We start from the raw sequence: 15,082 nt of genomic DNA, 5'->3' as shown, positions 1-15,082 counted from the left end.
CGGAGGTAACCCAGCCGATGAAGTAAGTACACGATTCCTGTAAACAACTTGTTTAAAAACAAGCGGCGTTCTCGGCAGCGAGAACCGGTCAGGGATACGTGCGTCGATTTGGGGGCTTGTGCTTAGTCAATCAGCAGCGATAGACAGGAGATGTTTACCCGCAATACAGCGGCGAAACGCATCCTTATTTTCGTTTACCTGATATTCCCCTGCGTATTCGACCGTGTGCCGCTGGCCACGGTTTTTTATTATGTAATCGGAAATGGGGAATGTACATTGATGTTGCTAAAAGTTAAACAGGCGAATAAAGAATGGGACGGCCGTATGCTGTTCGAAAATATAAGCTTCGAGGTTAAAGAGGGCGAGCGGCTTGCACTGTTCGGGCGCAACGGCATAGGCAAAACGACGCTGCTGCAGAGCTTGACCGGAAGGCTTGTGCTTGATGGCGGTGCGGTGCAGCGCTTATTGCCCCTTGAAGAGTGGGGCTGGCTTGACCAGCAGGCGCAGACGGATACCCCGCTCACGCTGCTCGAGTTCGTTCAGGCGGGATCGGAGGAATTGTTCGGCTTGAAGCGGGCAATGGCGGAGCTGACGCGGCAAATGAAAGAGAAAGAGACGAGTGAGAAGCTTTTAAATCAATACAGCGAGCTGTACGAGAGATATGCGCAGCTTGACGGCTATGGCTTTGAGATTAAAGCGGAGAGATGCTTAACTCAGTTAAGCTTTGATGCTTCTTTGTGGCGCCTGCCATTCGCGCAGCTCAGCGGCGGTCAGAAGACGAAAGCCCAGTTGGCGGCGCTTATGGTCAGAGAGCCGAAGCTCGTGGTGCTGGATGAGCCGACGAATCACTTGGATTCGGCTGCGCTGGATTGGCTGGAGCGCTGGGTGAGGACGTATCCGGGAACGATCGTATACGTGTCGCATGACCGGACGTTTATCGACCGCACGGCAACGGCCGTTCTGGAGCTGGAGCGGAATGGCTGCCGCCGCTATCCCGGAGGCTACACCGACTACAAGGCGCAGAAAGAGCTTGAGCTAAGGACGCAGGAGGCGCTGCACAAGAAGCAGGAGCTGGAGCGGGAGAAGCTGCTAGAGAGCATACGCATGTATGCGGAATGGTTCCAGCAGGCGCATAAAGCGGCAGGGCAAAATGATTTTTTAAGGTCAAAGTCAAAGAAAAACGTGTCGCGTCTGCATGCGAAAGAATCCGCATTGGAGCGTTTAGATCAGGGAAAAGCGCAGAAGCCTCGCGAGGAATCGCAGCTGCGCATGCATTTGGAGCCGGATGGCTTCGCGGCTTCGACGCTGCTGCGCATGGAGGATGTTAGCTTTGCTTATGAAGGCCGCAAGCATATATTCAGTAAGCTTAATCTCTCGATTGACCGGGGCGACCGCCTTGCCGTGCTTGGACCGAATGGAGCGGGTAAGTCGACCCTGCTGAAGCTGGCAACGGGCAGCTTAACGCCTGCCGCAGGCAAGGTAAGCATTCATCCGCAGGCGAAAATCGGTTATTTCGAGCAGGAGCTGGGTAAGCTCGATAACGAGGCGACCATTCTGGATAGTCTGCTGATGCTGCCGGGGATGACGCAGCCGCATGCGCGGACTATTTTGGGCTGCTTCTTATTTTCGAAGGAGGATGTGTTTAAGCGAATCGGGGATTTGAGTATGGGCGAGAAATGCAGAGTAGCGTTCCTGAAGCTGTATTTCGGCAAAGCGAATTTGCTCGTTCTTGACGAGCCGACCAACTATCTGGACGTGAGTACGCGCGAACGGATTGAGGAGGCGCTTCAGCATTATCCCGGCGCGATTCTGCTCGTGACCCATGACAGGTACTTGATCCGCCAAGCGGCGAGCCGCCTGCTCGTGATGGATGGGCAGAGTGAGCCAAGCTTGTTCCCGGGAACATACGAGGAGTTTATGTCCAAGGATCGCAGCCGGTCACTTTCACCCGAGGAGCAGCTGAACCAGAACGAGCGGGAAATGCTGCAGCTTCGCTTAGCCCGGATCATGAGCAGCACACAGCCGGATGATCCCGGGGAGCAGCAGCTGCTTATACAGGAAATCCGAAGGCTGCGCGCACAAATAAGCAGCTTCTAAACAGCATGAGGGGCTGGCTTATTAGCTCAGGCCCCTCTCTTTAGTATAATTAACTCATCGATTGCTTCGCTTCCAAATAGAGCACCTGTACAAATTTTTTTGTGTTGATCCGGATTTGGGATTGGGATGATTCTATATTATTTTGCAATTCCGACATTCTTTTTCGGATTTCGGTGAAATCGAATATTTTCGAAGCATAATTTTCAAACTTTGGATGGGTATAATCAGTTAGGCCAAGTGAAGCCATGTGGCTCAGCGCCTGGAAAATAGCTCTTCGTACACGCTGCTCCGAGGCTTTGATCTCCTTATTTAGTTCCGCAGATGCTGCGGAGTTTCCCAGTTTTTTCAAAGCGATATTAATAAAAATATCCTTTAATGAAGGAAACGCATTTAGAGAGTGAACAGCTTCGGTTTCTTTTTCGTATAGATACCCGAGAATATCCAATAAATCTTTACTGCCTGCTTCCCCAATCATCCCAAGCTCCGATAACAGAAAATGACCGGCAGTCAATATTTCTTTCTTTGAACCGGGCGTTTCTTGCTTCTCCTGAGGCTTCTCGAATGTAAGGTCCTGCAGCGTCTTCTGTATAAAGGATATCGATTTTTGCAGCCGCAAGCGTTCCTCGACCTTTCGGATAACCGCTAAAATCTCAAGCCGGTTAACCGGCTTGGTAATATAATATTCGACTCCAAGCGAGTAGGCTTCACAAATCATATTTTTCGATTCGATCTGTGAGATCATGATGATCTTTCCGCGAAAATGCGGGCCTAATGCCCGAACGGTCTGGATCCCGTCTTGAATCGGCATTAATAAATCGATCAAAAGAATATCAACTTTTTTCAGCTCCAGCAAGTCGCTGTTTATATGAAAGCCGTCATCCGTTTCTCCGACAACTTTCCCCAGCCCGTCCTCCTCAATAATATCAGCTAACATGGAGCGAACTCCTTGATCGTCATCCACAATAAAAAATCGCATGGATAGTCATCCTTTCCGGGTAAGCTCATCGATAGGCAATTGTATGATAAATACGGTTTCGCCGGTTTCCATTCCATCCAGTAATTCAATCTGTCCACCATGGTCTTTCACGACTTCCTGAACATAGTATAAACCGATTCCGGTAGAAGGCTTTCCTGAAACATCATACTTTGAAGTGTATCCTGGCGTAAATATAACCTTTCTTTTCTTAGGCGGGATACCAGGACCGTTGTCGCTGACTCGAAATACAATGAATTCATTCAAACGGCGGACAGAAATTTTTATTGTCCCTTTGTTAAAGATGGCTTCAACCGCATTGGCAACCAAATTGTTAATCAAAGATAAAAGGGTGTACACATGCATGGGGGGCAGCGTCTCTTCGATATCCAATAGGAACTGTATATCTTTGCCTAAGGAAACCGCGTATTTTTGATTCGTTCTGACAACCAGACGGCCTATTTCCACCGGAAGCATATAGTCTGATGAACTCTGGTCGGCAATCATTTTGGAAATCCCTGCCAATATTCGTTGATTATCTTTTTTAATTTCATGGATTTGTCCGGAAATCCGCAAGGCTTGCTGCGCAAAATTCGCGATCCCATTTATAGAGTCGGCATTCTGTAAGCCCCGGTACAACGCATAGCATTCTCTTGTAATATCTTCTGAGTTTTGCAGCGTTTTTTTTAATTGGACGGACTCTTCATATAAATTGGAAACGAGCAAAAGGATGCGTTCCTTTTCTTTGCGCTGCTGTTCTTCGTTTAAGATGGACTGGCGTAATTGAATAATATTAAAAAAACCGAGAACAAAAAAGCTGCGGATGACCGCAATTAAGATTAGTTGGCCAAAAGCAAATAAATCTATGGTCGTAAGGGAAACGGAATGGCGGAAGGAGAGCTCAGCCAGATTTGAAATGAATTCAATTACGACACTTAGAACTCCGACCCGCAGAGGCCTGTAAGGGAGCTTGTTCAACTTTAAAAATTGAAATAAAGACGCGTATGCAAGGTAATAAAATAAAGCCGGATAATGCAGGCGGACAAGCTCTTCGAAAGAAACATCCGTCAGCAATAAATAATCCGAAGCGATGCGAAGGGCAACAACATGGAGCCCTACCAGAAGTCCGGATAAGACTGGCGGTATTCTTTGAATCCATAATAAAAAAAAGAAGAAAAAGGTTGTGCCCAGACTGACGCGGAAATCGTCGTGAAAAGGGTAAAATTTCAATTCCCCTGCGAGAGGAACGGTAATAAGCATAAGGATAAACGCAGCGATGTTTATTTTCAAGGGAAATCACCTCCTAATTCCATGACTACGTAAACTTATTTAACGCGAGTGGCCGGATTTTTTCAATAATTATCGTCAAACCGATAGTTAGAACGATAGAATGGAGCTTTGTTATATAGAGAAATAGAGGATTAAACAATATAATGTTAGATTTCATGACATCAAATTAATCTTCGAATGTATGTTTTTGTAGATTTTAGTAGATTGCGTTTTAAGATCAGAACATCAATAAAATATTGTAAATTTGAGGGGTGAATCAAATGAAGAAGATCGGTCTTGCATGGCAAATTCTGATTGGACTTGTTTTGGGAATTACGGTTGGTATTTTGTTTTACGGGAACCCGTCGGTGGGCAGTTACCTATCACCGATTGGCGATATCTTTATCCGTCTGATCAAAATGATCGTCGTTCCCATCGTCGTTTCTTCTCTTATTGTCGGTGTTGCGGGCACTGGCAGTATGAAACAGCTTGGTAAGCTCGGAGGGAAGACGCTCCTTTACTTTGAAATCGTGACGACGGTCGCTATCATCTTAGGACTGCTGGCAGCCAATTTGCTGCAGCCGGGCTCCGGCATTGATATGACTCATCTCGTCAAGACCGATGTCCATCAATATGTGGATGCGGCTGAAACGGCAGCGAGCCACGGATTTGCCGACACCTTTGTTAACATTGTACCCAAAAATATTATAGAGTCTCTCGCAAACGGGGATATGCTCGCAGTCATTTTCTTCTCCGTCATGTTCGGTTTGGGCGTCGCCGCTATCGGAGATAAGGGTAAGCCGGTGCTGGGCTTTTTTCAAGGCGTGGCGGATGCCATGTTCTGGGTAACTAATCAAATTATGAAGTTTGCTCCATTCGGCGTATTTGCGTTAATCGGCGTAACCGTTTCGAAATTCGGGGCCGCTTCGCTCATCCCGTTAGGAAAGCTTGTGCTCGTTGTGTACTTTGCGATGATTTTCTTTGTGGTTATCGTGCTCGGCATCATCGCCAAACTAAGCGGTACAAGTATTTTTTCCATTATTAAAATTTTGAAAGATGAACTTATTCTTGCCTTCTCAACGGCTAGTTCCGAGACAGTCCTGCCTAAAGTGATAGAGAAAATGGAGAAGTTCGGTTGTCCCAAGGCGATTACCTCTTTCGTCGTTCCGACCGGCTATTCGTTCAATCTGGACGGATCAACGCTGTATCAGGCGATTGCGGCACTTTTCATTGCGCAAATGTACGGTATCGATATTTCGCTGACCGATCAAATTACTTTAATGCTCGTATTAATGGTCACCTCCAAAGGGATTGCCGGAGTGCCGGGCGTTTCTTTCGTGGTGCTGCTGGCAACGCTTGGTTCAGTGGGCATTCCGCCTGAAGGACTAGCCTTTATTGCCGGAATCGACCGCATTCTGGATATGGCGCGGACAGTCGTTAACGTTCTTGGAAACAGCTTGGCTGCAGTGGTCATCTCCAAATCGGAAGGCCAATTCGATGCCAATAAATCGCAATTGTACACGAAGAAGCTGAAGTCAGCAAATGAAGCTGCATAAATTAGGATCATTGTGGAGGGGAAGAGCATGAGCCAGCAATCTCAAGTGATGGATGTTCAAGAAAAGAACGGCGTTCTTCAAAGAACACAGCAAGTCATCCGATTAGCCCTTCAGAAAATGGGTTATGAGGAGGCTGTTTATGAATTGCTCAAGGAGCCGCTTCGAATTTTAACCGTTCGAATTCCAGTCAGAATGGACAACGGCGAGGTTAAAGTGTTTACAGGCTACCGGGCTCAACACAATGATGCGGTCGGTCCAACAAAGGGCGGCGTCCGTTTTCACCCTAACGTAACGGAGGAAGAAGTTAAAGCTCTTTCCATGTGGATGAGTATGAAATGCGGTATAGCGGATTTGCCTTACGGCGGGGGCAAAGGCGGTGTTCAATGCGATCCGCAGTCGATGTCCCCTCGCGAATTGGAGCTGTTAAGCCGCGGTTATGTGCATGCGATTAGCCAGCTTGTCGGGCCGACCAAAGATATTCCGGCTCCTGATGTATATACCAACTCACAGATTATGGCATGGATGATGGATGAATACAGCCGAATTCGCGAATTCGACTCTCCAGGGTTCATTACCGGAAAGCCGCTTGTGCTGGGGGGATCCAAGGGCAGAGAATCATCAACGGCTCTCGGTGTAACGATCGTACTGAACGAAGCTTGTAAAGTTATAGGCATCCCCATTGAGGGTTCCAGGATCATTATCCAGGGGTTTGGGAATGCAGGCAGCTTTCTTGCCAAGTTCCTTCATGATGCCGGGGCAAAAGTAATCGGCATATCCGATGCCAATGGAGCCTTATACGATCCTGAGGGGCTAGATATTGACTACTTATTGGAAAGGCGTGACTCATTCGGGATGGTCACAAATTTGTTCCCCAATCGGATTACGAATGAACAGTTATTAATTCAAGACTGCGATATTTTAGTGCCTGCTGCGATTGAAAATCAAATTACCGAAGCGAATGCCGCTCAAATTAAAGCGAAAATGGTTATCGAGGCAGCGAATGGGCCTACGACTATGCAGGCTACGCAAATATTGACCGATAGAGGAGTCCTGCTCGTTCCGGACGTACTGGGCAGTGCCGGCGGTGTCGTTGTATCCTATTTCGAATGGGTGCAGAACAACCAGGGATACTATTGGTCGGAGGAAGAAGTTAATGAAAAGCTGGAGAAGATTTTGAAATCCTCTTTCCATAAGATTTATGAAACGTCCCTTGAAGAGAAAATAGATATGAGATTATCGGCTTATATTATCGGGTTAAAAAAGATGATTGAAGCAATGAAATGGAGAGGCTGGATATAGAAAACCAGCCGATTATTGTCTGTAAATTTGATATTATTTTATCCGATTATGGTAGGAGTTGTCTGGAATGATGAGATCACCTTCGATTACTTATCCGCTGTATGATTTTTTCGATGAAATGTTCAGGGAAGAGACGTCAGTACGGCCGCACTATATGCACGTAAATCGGTGGTTTGAAGGCATGAGGCCAGAAGAACTGATTGCTAAACAGTCCGAGTTGGACCGGAGTATGATGGAAGAAGGAATCACTTTTACGCTGTATAATCAGTCGAATTCAGCTCCGCTCGAGAGAACCATTCCGTTTGATATTGTTCCGCGTATCATCCCAAAAAACGAATGGTCCTCTCTGGAAGCTGGTCTGTTGCAGAGGGTAAAGGCGCTCAACAAGTTTCTGCATGACATCTACCATGAACAGTTGATTGTCCGGGAAGGAATCATTCCGCGCAGCATGGTGATCGGAAATCGCTATTTTCGTCCTGAGATGATGGGAGTCCATGTACCGGGAGGAACCTACATTACTACTTCGGGAATCGATCTGATCCGTCATTCGGATGGGGAGTACTATGTTCTGGAAGACAATCTTCGATCTCCGTCCGGTTTTTCTTATCTCTTCAAGGGAAGGTCGCTCATGAATCATGTATGTCCCGAACTTTCCTTCTCTTATTCGATTCGCGAAGTGGAGCACAGCCTGAATCATTTCCTGTCTTCGCTTAGGAGTTTGTCTCCATCCCGAAATTCCGACCCTATCATTGCACTTCTGACGCCGGGTGCATACAATTCGGCTTATTATGAGCATGCTTTTCTTGCTCAGCAGATGGGGATTCATTTGGTGGAAAGCAGAGATCTCGTAATGAACGATCATAAGATTTATATGCGGGGAATAAGGGGACTTGAACAGATCGATGTTCTGTACAGCCGGATCGACGACGATTATCTCGATCCGCTGGCATTCAAGCCGGATTCCATGCTCGGCATAGCCGGTATCATGAATGCTTACCGCGCCGGCAACATTGCGATTGCCAATGCTCCGGGTACAGGGGTAGCCGATGACAAAGCGATATATGCTTATGTGCCGGACATGATCCGTTACTACTTAAACGAGGAGCCAATTTTGCGAAACGTGCCGACGTACCTGCTTTCCCGCCCTGAGGAACGCGAGTATGTACTCGGTCATTTGGCGGACATGGTGGTGAAAGAGACCTCGCTATCCGGCGGCTATGGCATGTTGATCGGACCGTCTGCCTCAGAAGAGGAGCTGGCCAACTTCGCCGTGCAGATCCGGGAGAACCCGAGCCGTTATATTGCGCAACCGACCATGCAGCTGTCACAGGCACCGGTATTGTTGAATGGTTCCATGGTGCCGAGGCACATAGACCTGCGTGCTTTCGTGTTGATGGGCGCTCAAGAAGAAGTGCACATTATTCCCAGCGGTTTGACGCGGGTTGCACTCAAAGAAGGATCGCTTGTTGTCAATTCGTCACAGGGTGGCGGCTGCAAGGATACGTGGGTATTGGCCTAGAGTTTTCAATTATAATATTCGAGGAGCTAGAGTGATGATCAATCGAAATGCGGAGGCTTTGTTTTGGGTAGGAAGGTATATCGAGCGGGCGGAAAATCATGCGAGGCTGATTGACGTTCATTACTATATCCAGCAAGATGGGGATGTTGAGCATGAGGAACACAAATGGGCGCGTTTGATTGATACGCTGGGAGCACGGATAGATTATTTGCAGCACTACGATTCATTCAATGAAAAAGATGTGCTTACCTTCATTACTCTAGATGGCCGTTATGAGAACTCATTGTTTTCCTGTGTGAGTCAGGCGCGCAATAATTTGCGAACGCTCCGGGATAAACTGCCGACCGAATTATGGGATATGCTGAATACCTTTTATTTGTGGTTGAAAGATAAGCAGGAAACGGACATTCTCATAGAGACTCCGCATTTATTTTATAAACAAATTAATCAAAGGACCGCGATGTTTCTAGGACTGGAACATTCGGTCATGCTGCGTGAAAATGAGTGGCATTTCATTGAAAGCGGACGGTTCTTAGAACGGGCGGAAAATACGCTGCGCATCCTGCAGTCCGTGACTGATGCTATCGCTGAAGCTCAAGCGCAACCGTATTCCTATTTGCTTGCCGTCCTGAAATCGGTTAGCGGCTATCAAGCTTTTCGCAAGTTTTATGCAGACGCGATGTCGGTGGAGTGTATTTTGGAGTTTTTGATCGGAAATGAAGCATTCCCGCGTTCTGTGCATTTTACTTTTACAAAGCTGGAAGAACATCTGTCGATTCTTGAGATGCAACCCTATAAATTTGATCTGACATACGAAAAAGCGGTTCTGCGGCAAGTTAGCAAAGTAAAAGCGGATTTATGCTGCCTGGAACGAGAGGATTTTGCAATGGGCAAGATGAGCCCGCTTCTCAGCAATTTGCTGTTATCCTGTCAGAAGCTCGGGATTTTGATGGCGAAATCGTATTTTTATCACGAGGAGGTCTATGCTTGAAAATCGAGATCAGCCATGTAACCCATTATACCTACGAAGAGCTAGTGACGGACAGTATTAATGAAATTCGATTGACTCCAAGAACCAATTATCGGCAGTCATGCTATCATCATCAAGTTATTATTGAGCCGCCGGTTTCTCTTTTTACATATGAAGATTATTTTGGCAATCGGGTTCATTCCTTCTCGGTGAACAAACCGTTCCGGGAGATGATCATTCGGACGAGCTCGGTGGTTGTAACAAAGGACAAGCAAGTGCCTGACCCTTCACAAGTTTCGCAGATGGAGAAGAGTGCTCAGCTTCGCGACGAACAATTTCAAAATCGGTACATCGAATTTTTATTGCCTACCCAATATACAGAGGTGACGGAGGAACTGCGTTCCTATGCGGGTATGTATCCGTTCACGGATAGTGGTCTATACTCGTGGACGAAGAGGCTGATGGAAGCCATTCACCTCGATTTCACCTATGATCCTGAAGCGACCCATGTACACACGACGGTAAGTGAAACGTTACTGCTCAGAAGAGGGGTTTGTCAGGATTACACTCATCTGATGATTGCTATCTGCCGCAGCGTCGGTCTGCCCGCACGATATGTCAGCGGGTATCATTTTGTAGGAGATCTTCAGGGCGGCAGCGCAGATTTCGAGCAGGCATCCCATGCCTGGGCAGAAGTGCATATTCCGGGTATCGGCTGGCTCGAGTTCGATCCTACAAACAACGCCGAGGTCGGCTGGCGTTATGTGAAGCTTGGTCATGGCCGTGATTACAAGGATATCGTTCCAGTCAAGGGTGTTTATCGCGGTAACGGGAGCCAACGTCTGCACGTAACCGTAGATGTGCGGCGATTGGAAAGTTGACCGTATTGTGAAATGGAGAGGATGGATATAAATCTCAGGTTCATTCGGCTGAAGCCCAGGGTACCATTGATGAGGATTGGATTTCGTACGGCCAAAACTTCTGTTGGCGTCAGTATTTCCGTGCTGGTATCCCAGTTATTGCAGCTCCAAAATTTTTCTTCGGCCGGCATACTTACGCTTTTATGTATTCAGAAATCGCGCAAGCAGTCTATAAAAGCTGCGGTAAGCCGATTTTTCGCTTGTATCATCGGGATGTTTTTCGCCAGCGTTGTATTTTTGATCTTTGGTTTTTTTCCTTATTCATTTCTCATTTTGCTGCTTTTATTTATCCCGTTATGTGTCCGTCTCCGGATTCAGGAAGGGATTGCAAGCAGTTCGGTCATTGTCATGCACGTCTATATGCACAAGAAACCGGAGTTTTCGTTTTTCGTGAACGAGTTTCTCGTCATTGCGATTGGCTTGGGAGTGGCACTTGTGATCAATGCTTATATGCCGAGTATTGATAAGCAGTTAAACCAATGCAAAGCAGAGGTTGATCATTTGTTTCGTACTATATTGCATGAGATAGCGGCCTATTTAAAAGATGGAAAAACGCAGTGGGACGGGAAAGAATTGCTGCAGCTATCTGATTCGCTCTCAGAGTTAAAAACCTTGGCCTTGCTCGATGCCGAGAACAGTATCATGTTCAAGGCTGATTCTTATTATGATTATTTTGAAAAGAAGAAGCAGCAGTATGATATTTTGGATAGGATGCTGCCCTACGTATCCCGAATTACTGTCCAAATGGAGCAAGGGGAGAGAATCGGTGAATTTCTGCTGTTATTAAGCGTTCATTCGAGTGACCAGAATCACACGAAAAACCTTTATGAAGAGCTGCGCAAAATCAGAGAGTATCATAAGCTTCTTCCAATGCCCCAAAACAGAACAGAATTTGAAAACCGTGCAAGCTTGTTTGTGGTGGCCAATGAATTAGAACTTTACATTAAATCGATCTAAAATGATTTCACGATCGTTGAATGGCTATTGCGTTTTTAAGTGAAGGTCGATTAAACCAAAATACGTTATATGGTCTATGATTTATAGTGGAAATCCGGCCCTGTAACGGGGACTGGATTTTTTTTGCGCCCGGCATTCGCGCTTGGACTGGGATTTTAGCTAGGTTCATGTAAATAAAAGATGTCTGACTCTCTGACTGGAGCGGGTCGTAGGATGAATCATATTTTTAAAAATGAAAGACTGCAAATAATCGTTATCTCCCTGGCTACGGCCATTGGTGCGGAATTCAAGATTAATCCCTTCAGTGACCAATTATTTCGGATCGGTTTGGGTGTCAGTATATTTTTATTTTTTTTATTAATCATGCGCCACTTGCCTTATATAACGGTCGGCATTATGGCAGGGATGATCAGCGTGGTATTCCAAGCCGGAGAATGGATGATCGAAACGAACTCCTTCTCTATACTGGAAAGTGCACAAAATAACTTGGCGGCCGGTCTTTATTATGTTGTTTTCGCATTTGGCATGAGCGGGTTTCGAAAAAGAATAAACGAGTTTCACCCCCTTCTGTTGGGTGCGATTGTTTCGGCGGTCGATTTTTCTTCTAACGTGACGGAGCTCTTACTGCGCGGGGCTTTACTGGATACAGATGAATTTTCTCTCAAAGAATGGTTTCAGTTAATAGCCATATCGGTTGTTCGAAGCTATTTTGTAATAGGGCTGTACAGCAGCATATCGATTAGTCAGATGCGGTTCCTGCATGCAGAGCAGCAGAAACGGATGGAGCAAATGATTCATATCGGAGCGGGTTTGTATGGAGAAACCTTTTACTTGAAAAAATCGATGAACGAGATAGAATCTATTACCGTGTATAGTTTTAATTTGTCCCGTAAATTAAAAGAAGCGAATTTGAACAGCTACAGTGGACAAGTATTAAGAGTCGCCCAGCAAATCCACGAAGTGAAGAAAGATTCTCAGCGTATTTTGGCAGGTTTGCTGAAATTATATGACAGTGAAATCGTCGTTGACCTGAGTCTCTCGGAGATTCTCGATTTTGTCGTAAAAGGAAATCAAAAATACAGCGAAATGCTGAAGAAAAAAATAATAATAGATAAAGAAGTGGAAGCAAACTTCTTTACTCCGCATTATATACCTGTAATGACGGTGCTTAACAACTTGGTATCCAATGCTGTGGAAGCCATTGAGAAGAGCGGAAGCATACAAGTACAAGCTGTCGAAAGGGAAAAAGAATATATTTTTGTTGTTTCGGATTCGGGGGGAGGTATTTCTGAGCAAGATAAGAGCCTTATTTTTGAACCGGGCTATACGACAAAGTTTAATGTAGAAGGAATAGCGGCGACAGGGATAGGTCTTTCACATGTGCGCGATATTGTTCATTCTTTTGGAGGCGAGATCGCAGTCGAATCATTGGAGGAAACAAGCGCTACTCGCTTCGTTGTTCATCTTCCAAAAACCGCTTTACAAGAAAGGGGGGGGATCGATGACGCTATCTTTCGTTATCGTGGATGACGACGCGGTTAGCAGGCGTATGCTGCAAAATATTATAGAGCATAGCGGGCTTGGTGAGGTTGCAGGGACAGCGGAGGACGGTATGGAGGGAGCGAGAGTCATTCTTGAACTGAATCCAGAGATGGTGTTGATTGATTTATTGATGCCCGACCAGGATGGGATCGAGACGATCACACAATTGAAGGACAGTGGCTATACCGGGAAGTTTATTATGATTTCGCAAATTGAAAATAAAGAAATGGTAGGACAAGCCTATCAAAAAGGAATCGAGTTTTTTATCCATAAGCCCATAAACCGATTGGAAGTGGAAGCCGTATTGTTGAAAGTAAATGAACGGCGGAAATACGAGCGGCATATTATTGAAATCAAGCAAACTTTAGCGAAATTTGATCCTGTAGAATTATCATCGGTTCGTAGAGAACGACCCGCACGTGATGTCATGAAGCCTATTCTAATGGATTTGGGTATAATCGGTGAAATCGGCAGTAAAGATATTATTTCTTTAATGGAATACTTAATTGAACACCGGCAGGCTTCCGATTTTCCAACGCTAAAAGAATGGTATGAATCCGTAGCCCGAACCTATAAACAAAGCAAGAGCGATATTGAGAAAGAAAGTAAAGCGATTGAGCAGCGGATCAGGCGGACCGTCATGGCTGCGTTGGTTCATATGGCTTCGATCGGCCTAACAGATTATGGTAATCCGAAGTTTGAGTATTACGCTCCGCTTTACTTTGACTTTCAAGATATCCGGATGAAAATGAAGGCTATGGACGAAGAATTGAATGGTGAAAAAGGAAAAGTAAACATAAAAAAGTTTTTGCAAGTCTTTTATTTTGAAGTACTGGAAAAAATGAAAAGCTGATCATATTGTTCGAGTTCCGCCCAAAAAAGAATCCCAACCGATAATCTGGAGCGTGCCGGATTGACGGTTGGGATTCTTTTTTGTCTTTATGCTGCGCAGAGGTAGGTTCGTAATGGTTTAGTTCGTGTTATATATATTTACACGATCGCAATCGGATACCTAGGTTTTCCACATCCATTCTCATATTAATGTAAACTTTTTTTACATGTGATGTAAATGTTGTTGTAGGATTCTGAAGGTTAATGTAGCGAAGGAGATATTATAAAAACGTGATAGAGAAAGTAGCTTTTAAAAAAACAATAAGAGAGAAGAGGTTTTTATATGAAAAAGATAGGATTATTATTGTTCGCAACAGTTATCGTATTCACGCTTAGTGCCTGCGGCAATGAAGGATCGGATAAGTCAGTTAAGACGGTTCAATCCGAAGCAAATAAGGAAGAGGTTACGAAATATTTGATTGGCACCGATGCAACGTATCCTCCCTTCGAATTTGAAAAGGATGGCAAGTACATCGGTATTGATATTGATTTGATCCATGCAATTGCCGAGATCGAGGGCTTCGAAGTCGAACTTAAGCCTATGGATTTTAAAGGAATTATTCCGGCGATTACGTCTAATCAATTGGATGGCGCCATTGCGGGCATCAGTATTACGGATGAGCGTAAGCAGAGTGTCAGCTTGTCGGAGCCGTATTACAAAGCGGGGCTTTCACTCATCGTTCGGAAAGATAACACTTCAATTCTAGGCCCGGAAGATTTGAAGGGGAAGGTCATAGCGATTAAAAAAGGAACATCAGGCTCTAAAATGGCTGTGGAACTCGCGAAAAAATACGGAGCGGAGATCAGGTACTTCGACGACAGCCCGGCGATGTATCAGGAAGTCGTAAATAAAAATGCTGATGTTACGTTAGAAGACTTCCCGGTGATTTCATACAAAATTGCCGTTGATCCGGCTTCTAATCTGAAAATTGTGGGCGACCGGTTGAATGGCGATCATTATGGCATTGCCGTCAAAAAGGGCAACGATGAGCTGCTGCAAAAAATAAATGCTGGACTTAAAAAGCTGCAAGAAAATGGGCGATACGATGAAATTATTGATGCTTACTTAGGAACAGATACAAAATAAAT

At 45.5% G+C, this 15,082-nt stretch carries 12 protein-coding genes; 10 read left to right on the top strand and 2 right to left on the bottom strand.

What is annotated here, in order from left to right; translation table 11 throughout:
* Positions 1 to 279 precede the first annotated feature (279 nt).
* Entirely contained in the window at positions 280 to 2,097 is a 1,818-nt protein-coding gene (gene abc-f, locus AC0YNZ_RS20585; RefSeq protein WP_475828397.1) for a ribosomal protection-like ABC-F family protein, read from the top strand.
* Positions 2,098 to 2,146: 49 nt separating this feature from the next.
* Here abc-f and AC0YNZ_RS20580 read toward each other — a convergent pair whose 3' ends face one another.
* Complete coding sequence (locus AC0YNZ_RS20580) at positions 2,147 to 3,073, bottom strand: response regulator (RefSeq protein ID WP_475828374.1); 927 nt, start codon at positions 3,071 to 3,073, stop codon at positions 2,147 to 2,149.
* Positions 3,074 to 3,079: 6 nt separating this feature from the next.
* Entirely contained in the window at positions 3,080 to 4,360 is a 1,281-nt protein-coding gene (locus tag AC0YNZ_RS20575) for an ATP-binding protein (protein ID WP_475828373.1), read from the bottom strand.
* Between the two features lie 260 nt (positions 4,361 to 4,620).
* Between AC0YNZ_RS20575 and AC0YNZ_RS20570 the strand changes: the two genes are divergently transcribed.
* The 9 genes from AC0YNZ_RS20570 (at position 4,621) to AC0YNZ_RS20530 (ending at position 15,080) form a co-directional block, all read left to right on the top strand.
* Positions 4,621 to 5,895, top strand: coding sequence for a cation:dicarboxylate symporter family transporter (locus tag AC0YNZ_RS20570; protein ID WP_475828372.1), 1,275 nt, complete (start codon positions 4,621 to 4,623; stop codon positions 5,893 to 5,895).
* A gap of 27 nt (positions 5,896 to 5,922) precedes the next feature.
* The gene (locus AC0YNZ_RS20565; protein ID WP_475828371.1) at positions 5,923 to 7,194 is read left to right on the top strand and encodes a Glu/Leu/Phe/Val family dehydrogenase; all 1,272 of its coding nucleotides are present in this window, start codon (positions 5,923 to 5,925) and stop codon (positions 7,192 to 7,194) included.
* 67 nt (positions 7,195 to 7,261) lie between these two features.
* On the top strand, positions 7,262 to 8,713 hold the full coding sequence (locus tag AC0YNZ_RS20560) for a circularly permuted type 2 ATP-grasp protein (protein WP_475828370.1): 1,452 nt from the start codon (positions 7,262 to 7,264) through the stop codon (positions 8,711 to 8,713).
* Between the two features lie 34 nt (positions 8,714 to 8,747).
* Positions 8,748 to 9,704 carry an alpha-E domain-containing protein gene (locus AC0YNZ_RS20555; RefSeq protein WP_475828369.1) on the top strand — a complete coding sequence of 319 codons (957 nt, stop codon included), beginning with the start codon at positions 8,748 to 8,750 and terminating at the stop codon, positions 9,702 to 9,704.
* Positions 9,701 to 10,564: a transglutaminase family protein gene (locus AC0YNZ_RS20550; RefSeq protein WP_475828368.1), complete on the top strand. Its 864-nt coding sequence runs from the start codon at positions 9,701 to 9,703 to the stop codon at positions 10,562 to 10,564. The genes AC0YNZ_RS20555 and AC0YNZ_RS20550 overlap by 4 nt, the downstream gene beginning before the upstream one ends.
* 69 nt (positions 10,565 to 10,633) lie before the next feature.
* Positions 10,634 to 11,560: an aromatic acid exporter family protein gene (locus tag AC0YNZ_RS20545; protein ID WP_475828367.1), complete on the top strand. Its 927-nt coding sequence runs from the start codon at positions 10,634 to 10,636 to the stop codon at positions 11,558 to 11,560.
* Between the two features lie 213 nt (positions 11,561 to 11,773).
* Positions 11,774 to 13,090 (top strand): ATP-binding protein, encoded by a 1,317-nt coding sequence (locus AC0YNZ_RS20540; protein ID WP_475828366.1) that lies wholly within the window; start codon positions 11,774 to 11,776, stop codon positions 13,088 to 13,090.
* Positions 13,062 to 13,955, top strand: a complete 894-nt coding sequence (locus tag AC0YNZ_RS20535; RefSeq protein WP_475828365.1) for a response regulator — start codon at positions 13,062 to 13,064, stop codon at positions 13,953 to 13,955. The genes AC0YNZ_RS20540 and AC0YNZ_RS20535 overlap by 29 nt, the downstream gene beginning before the upstream one ends.
* Positions 13,956 to 14,276: 321 nt before the next feature.
* A complete protein-coding gene (locus tag AC0YNZ_RS20530) occupies positions 14,277 to 15,080 on the top strand; it encodes a transporter substrate-binding domain-containing protein (protein ID WP_475828364.1) in 804 nt (267 codons plus the stop codon).
* Positions 15,081 to 15,082 lie beyond the last annotated feature (2 nt).

It is taken from the genome of Paenibacillus sp. J2L1-98 (assembly GCF_056269405.1).
Note: the sequence above shows the minus strand (reverse complement) of the source record. Positions and strands in the feature narration are given on the sequence as shown.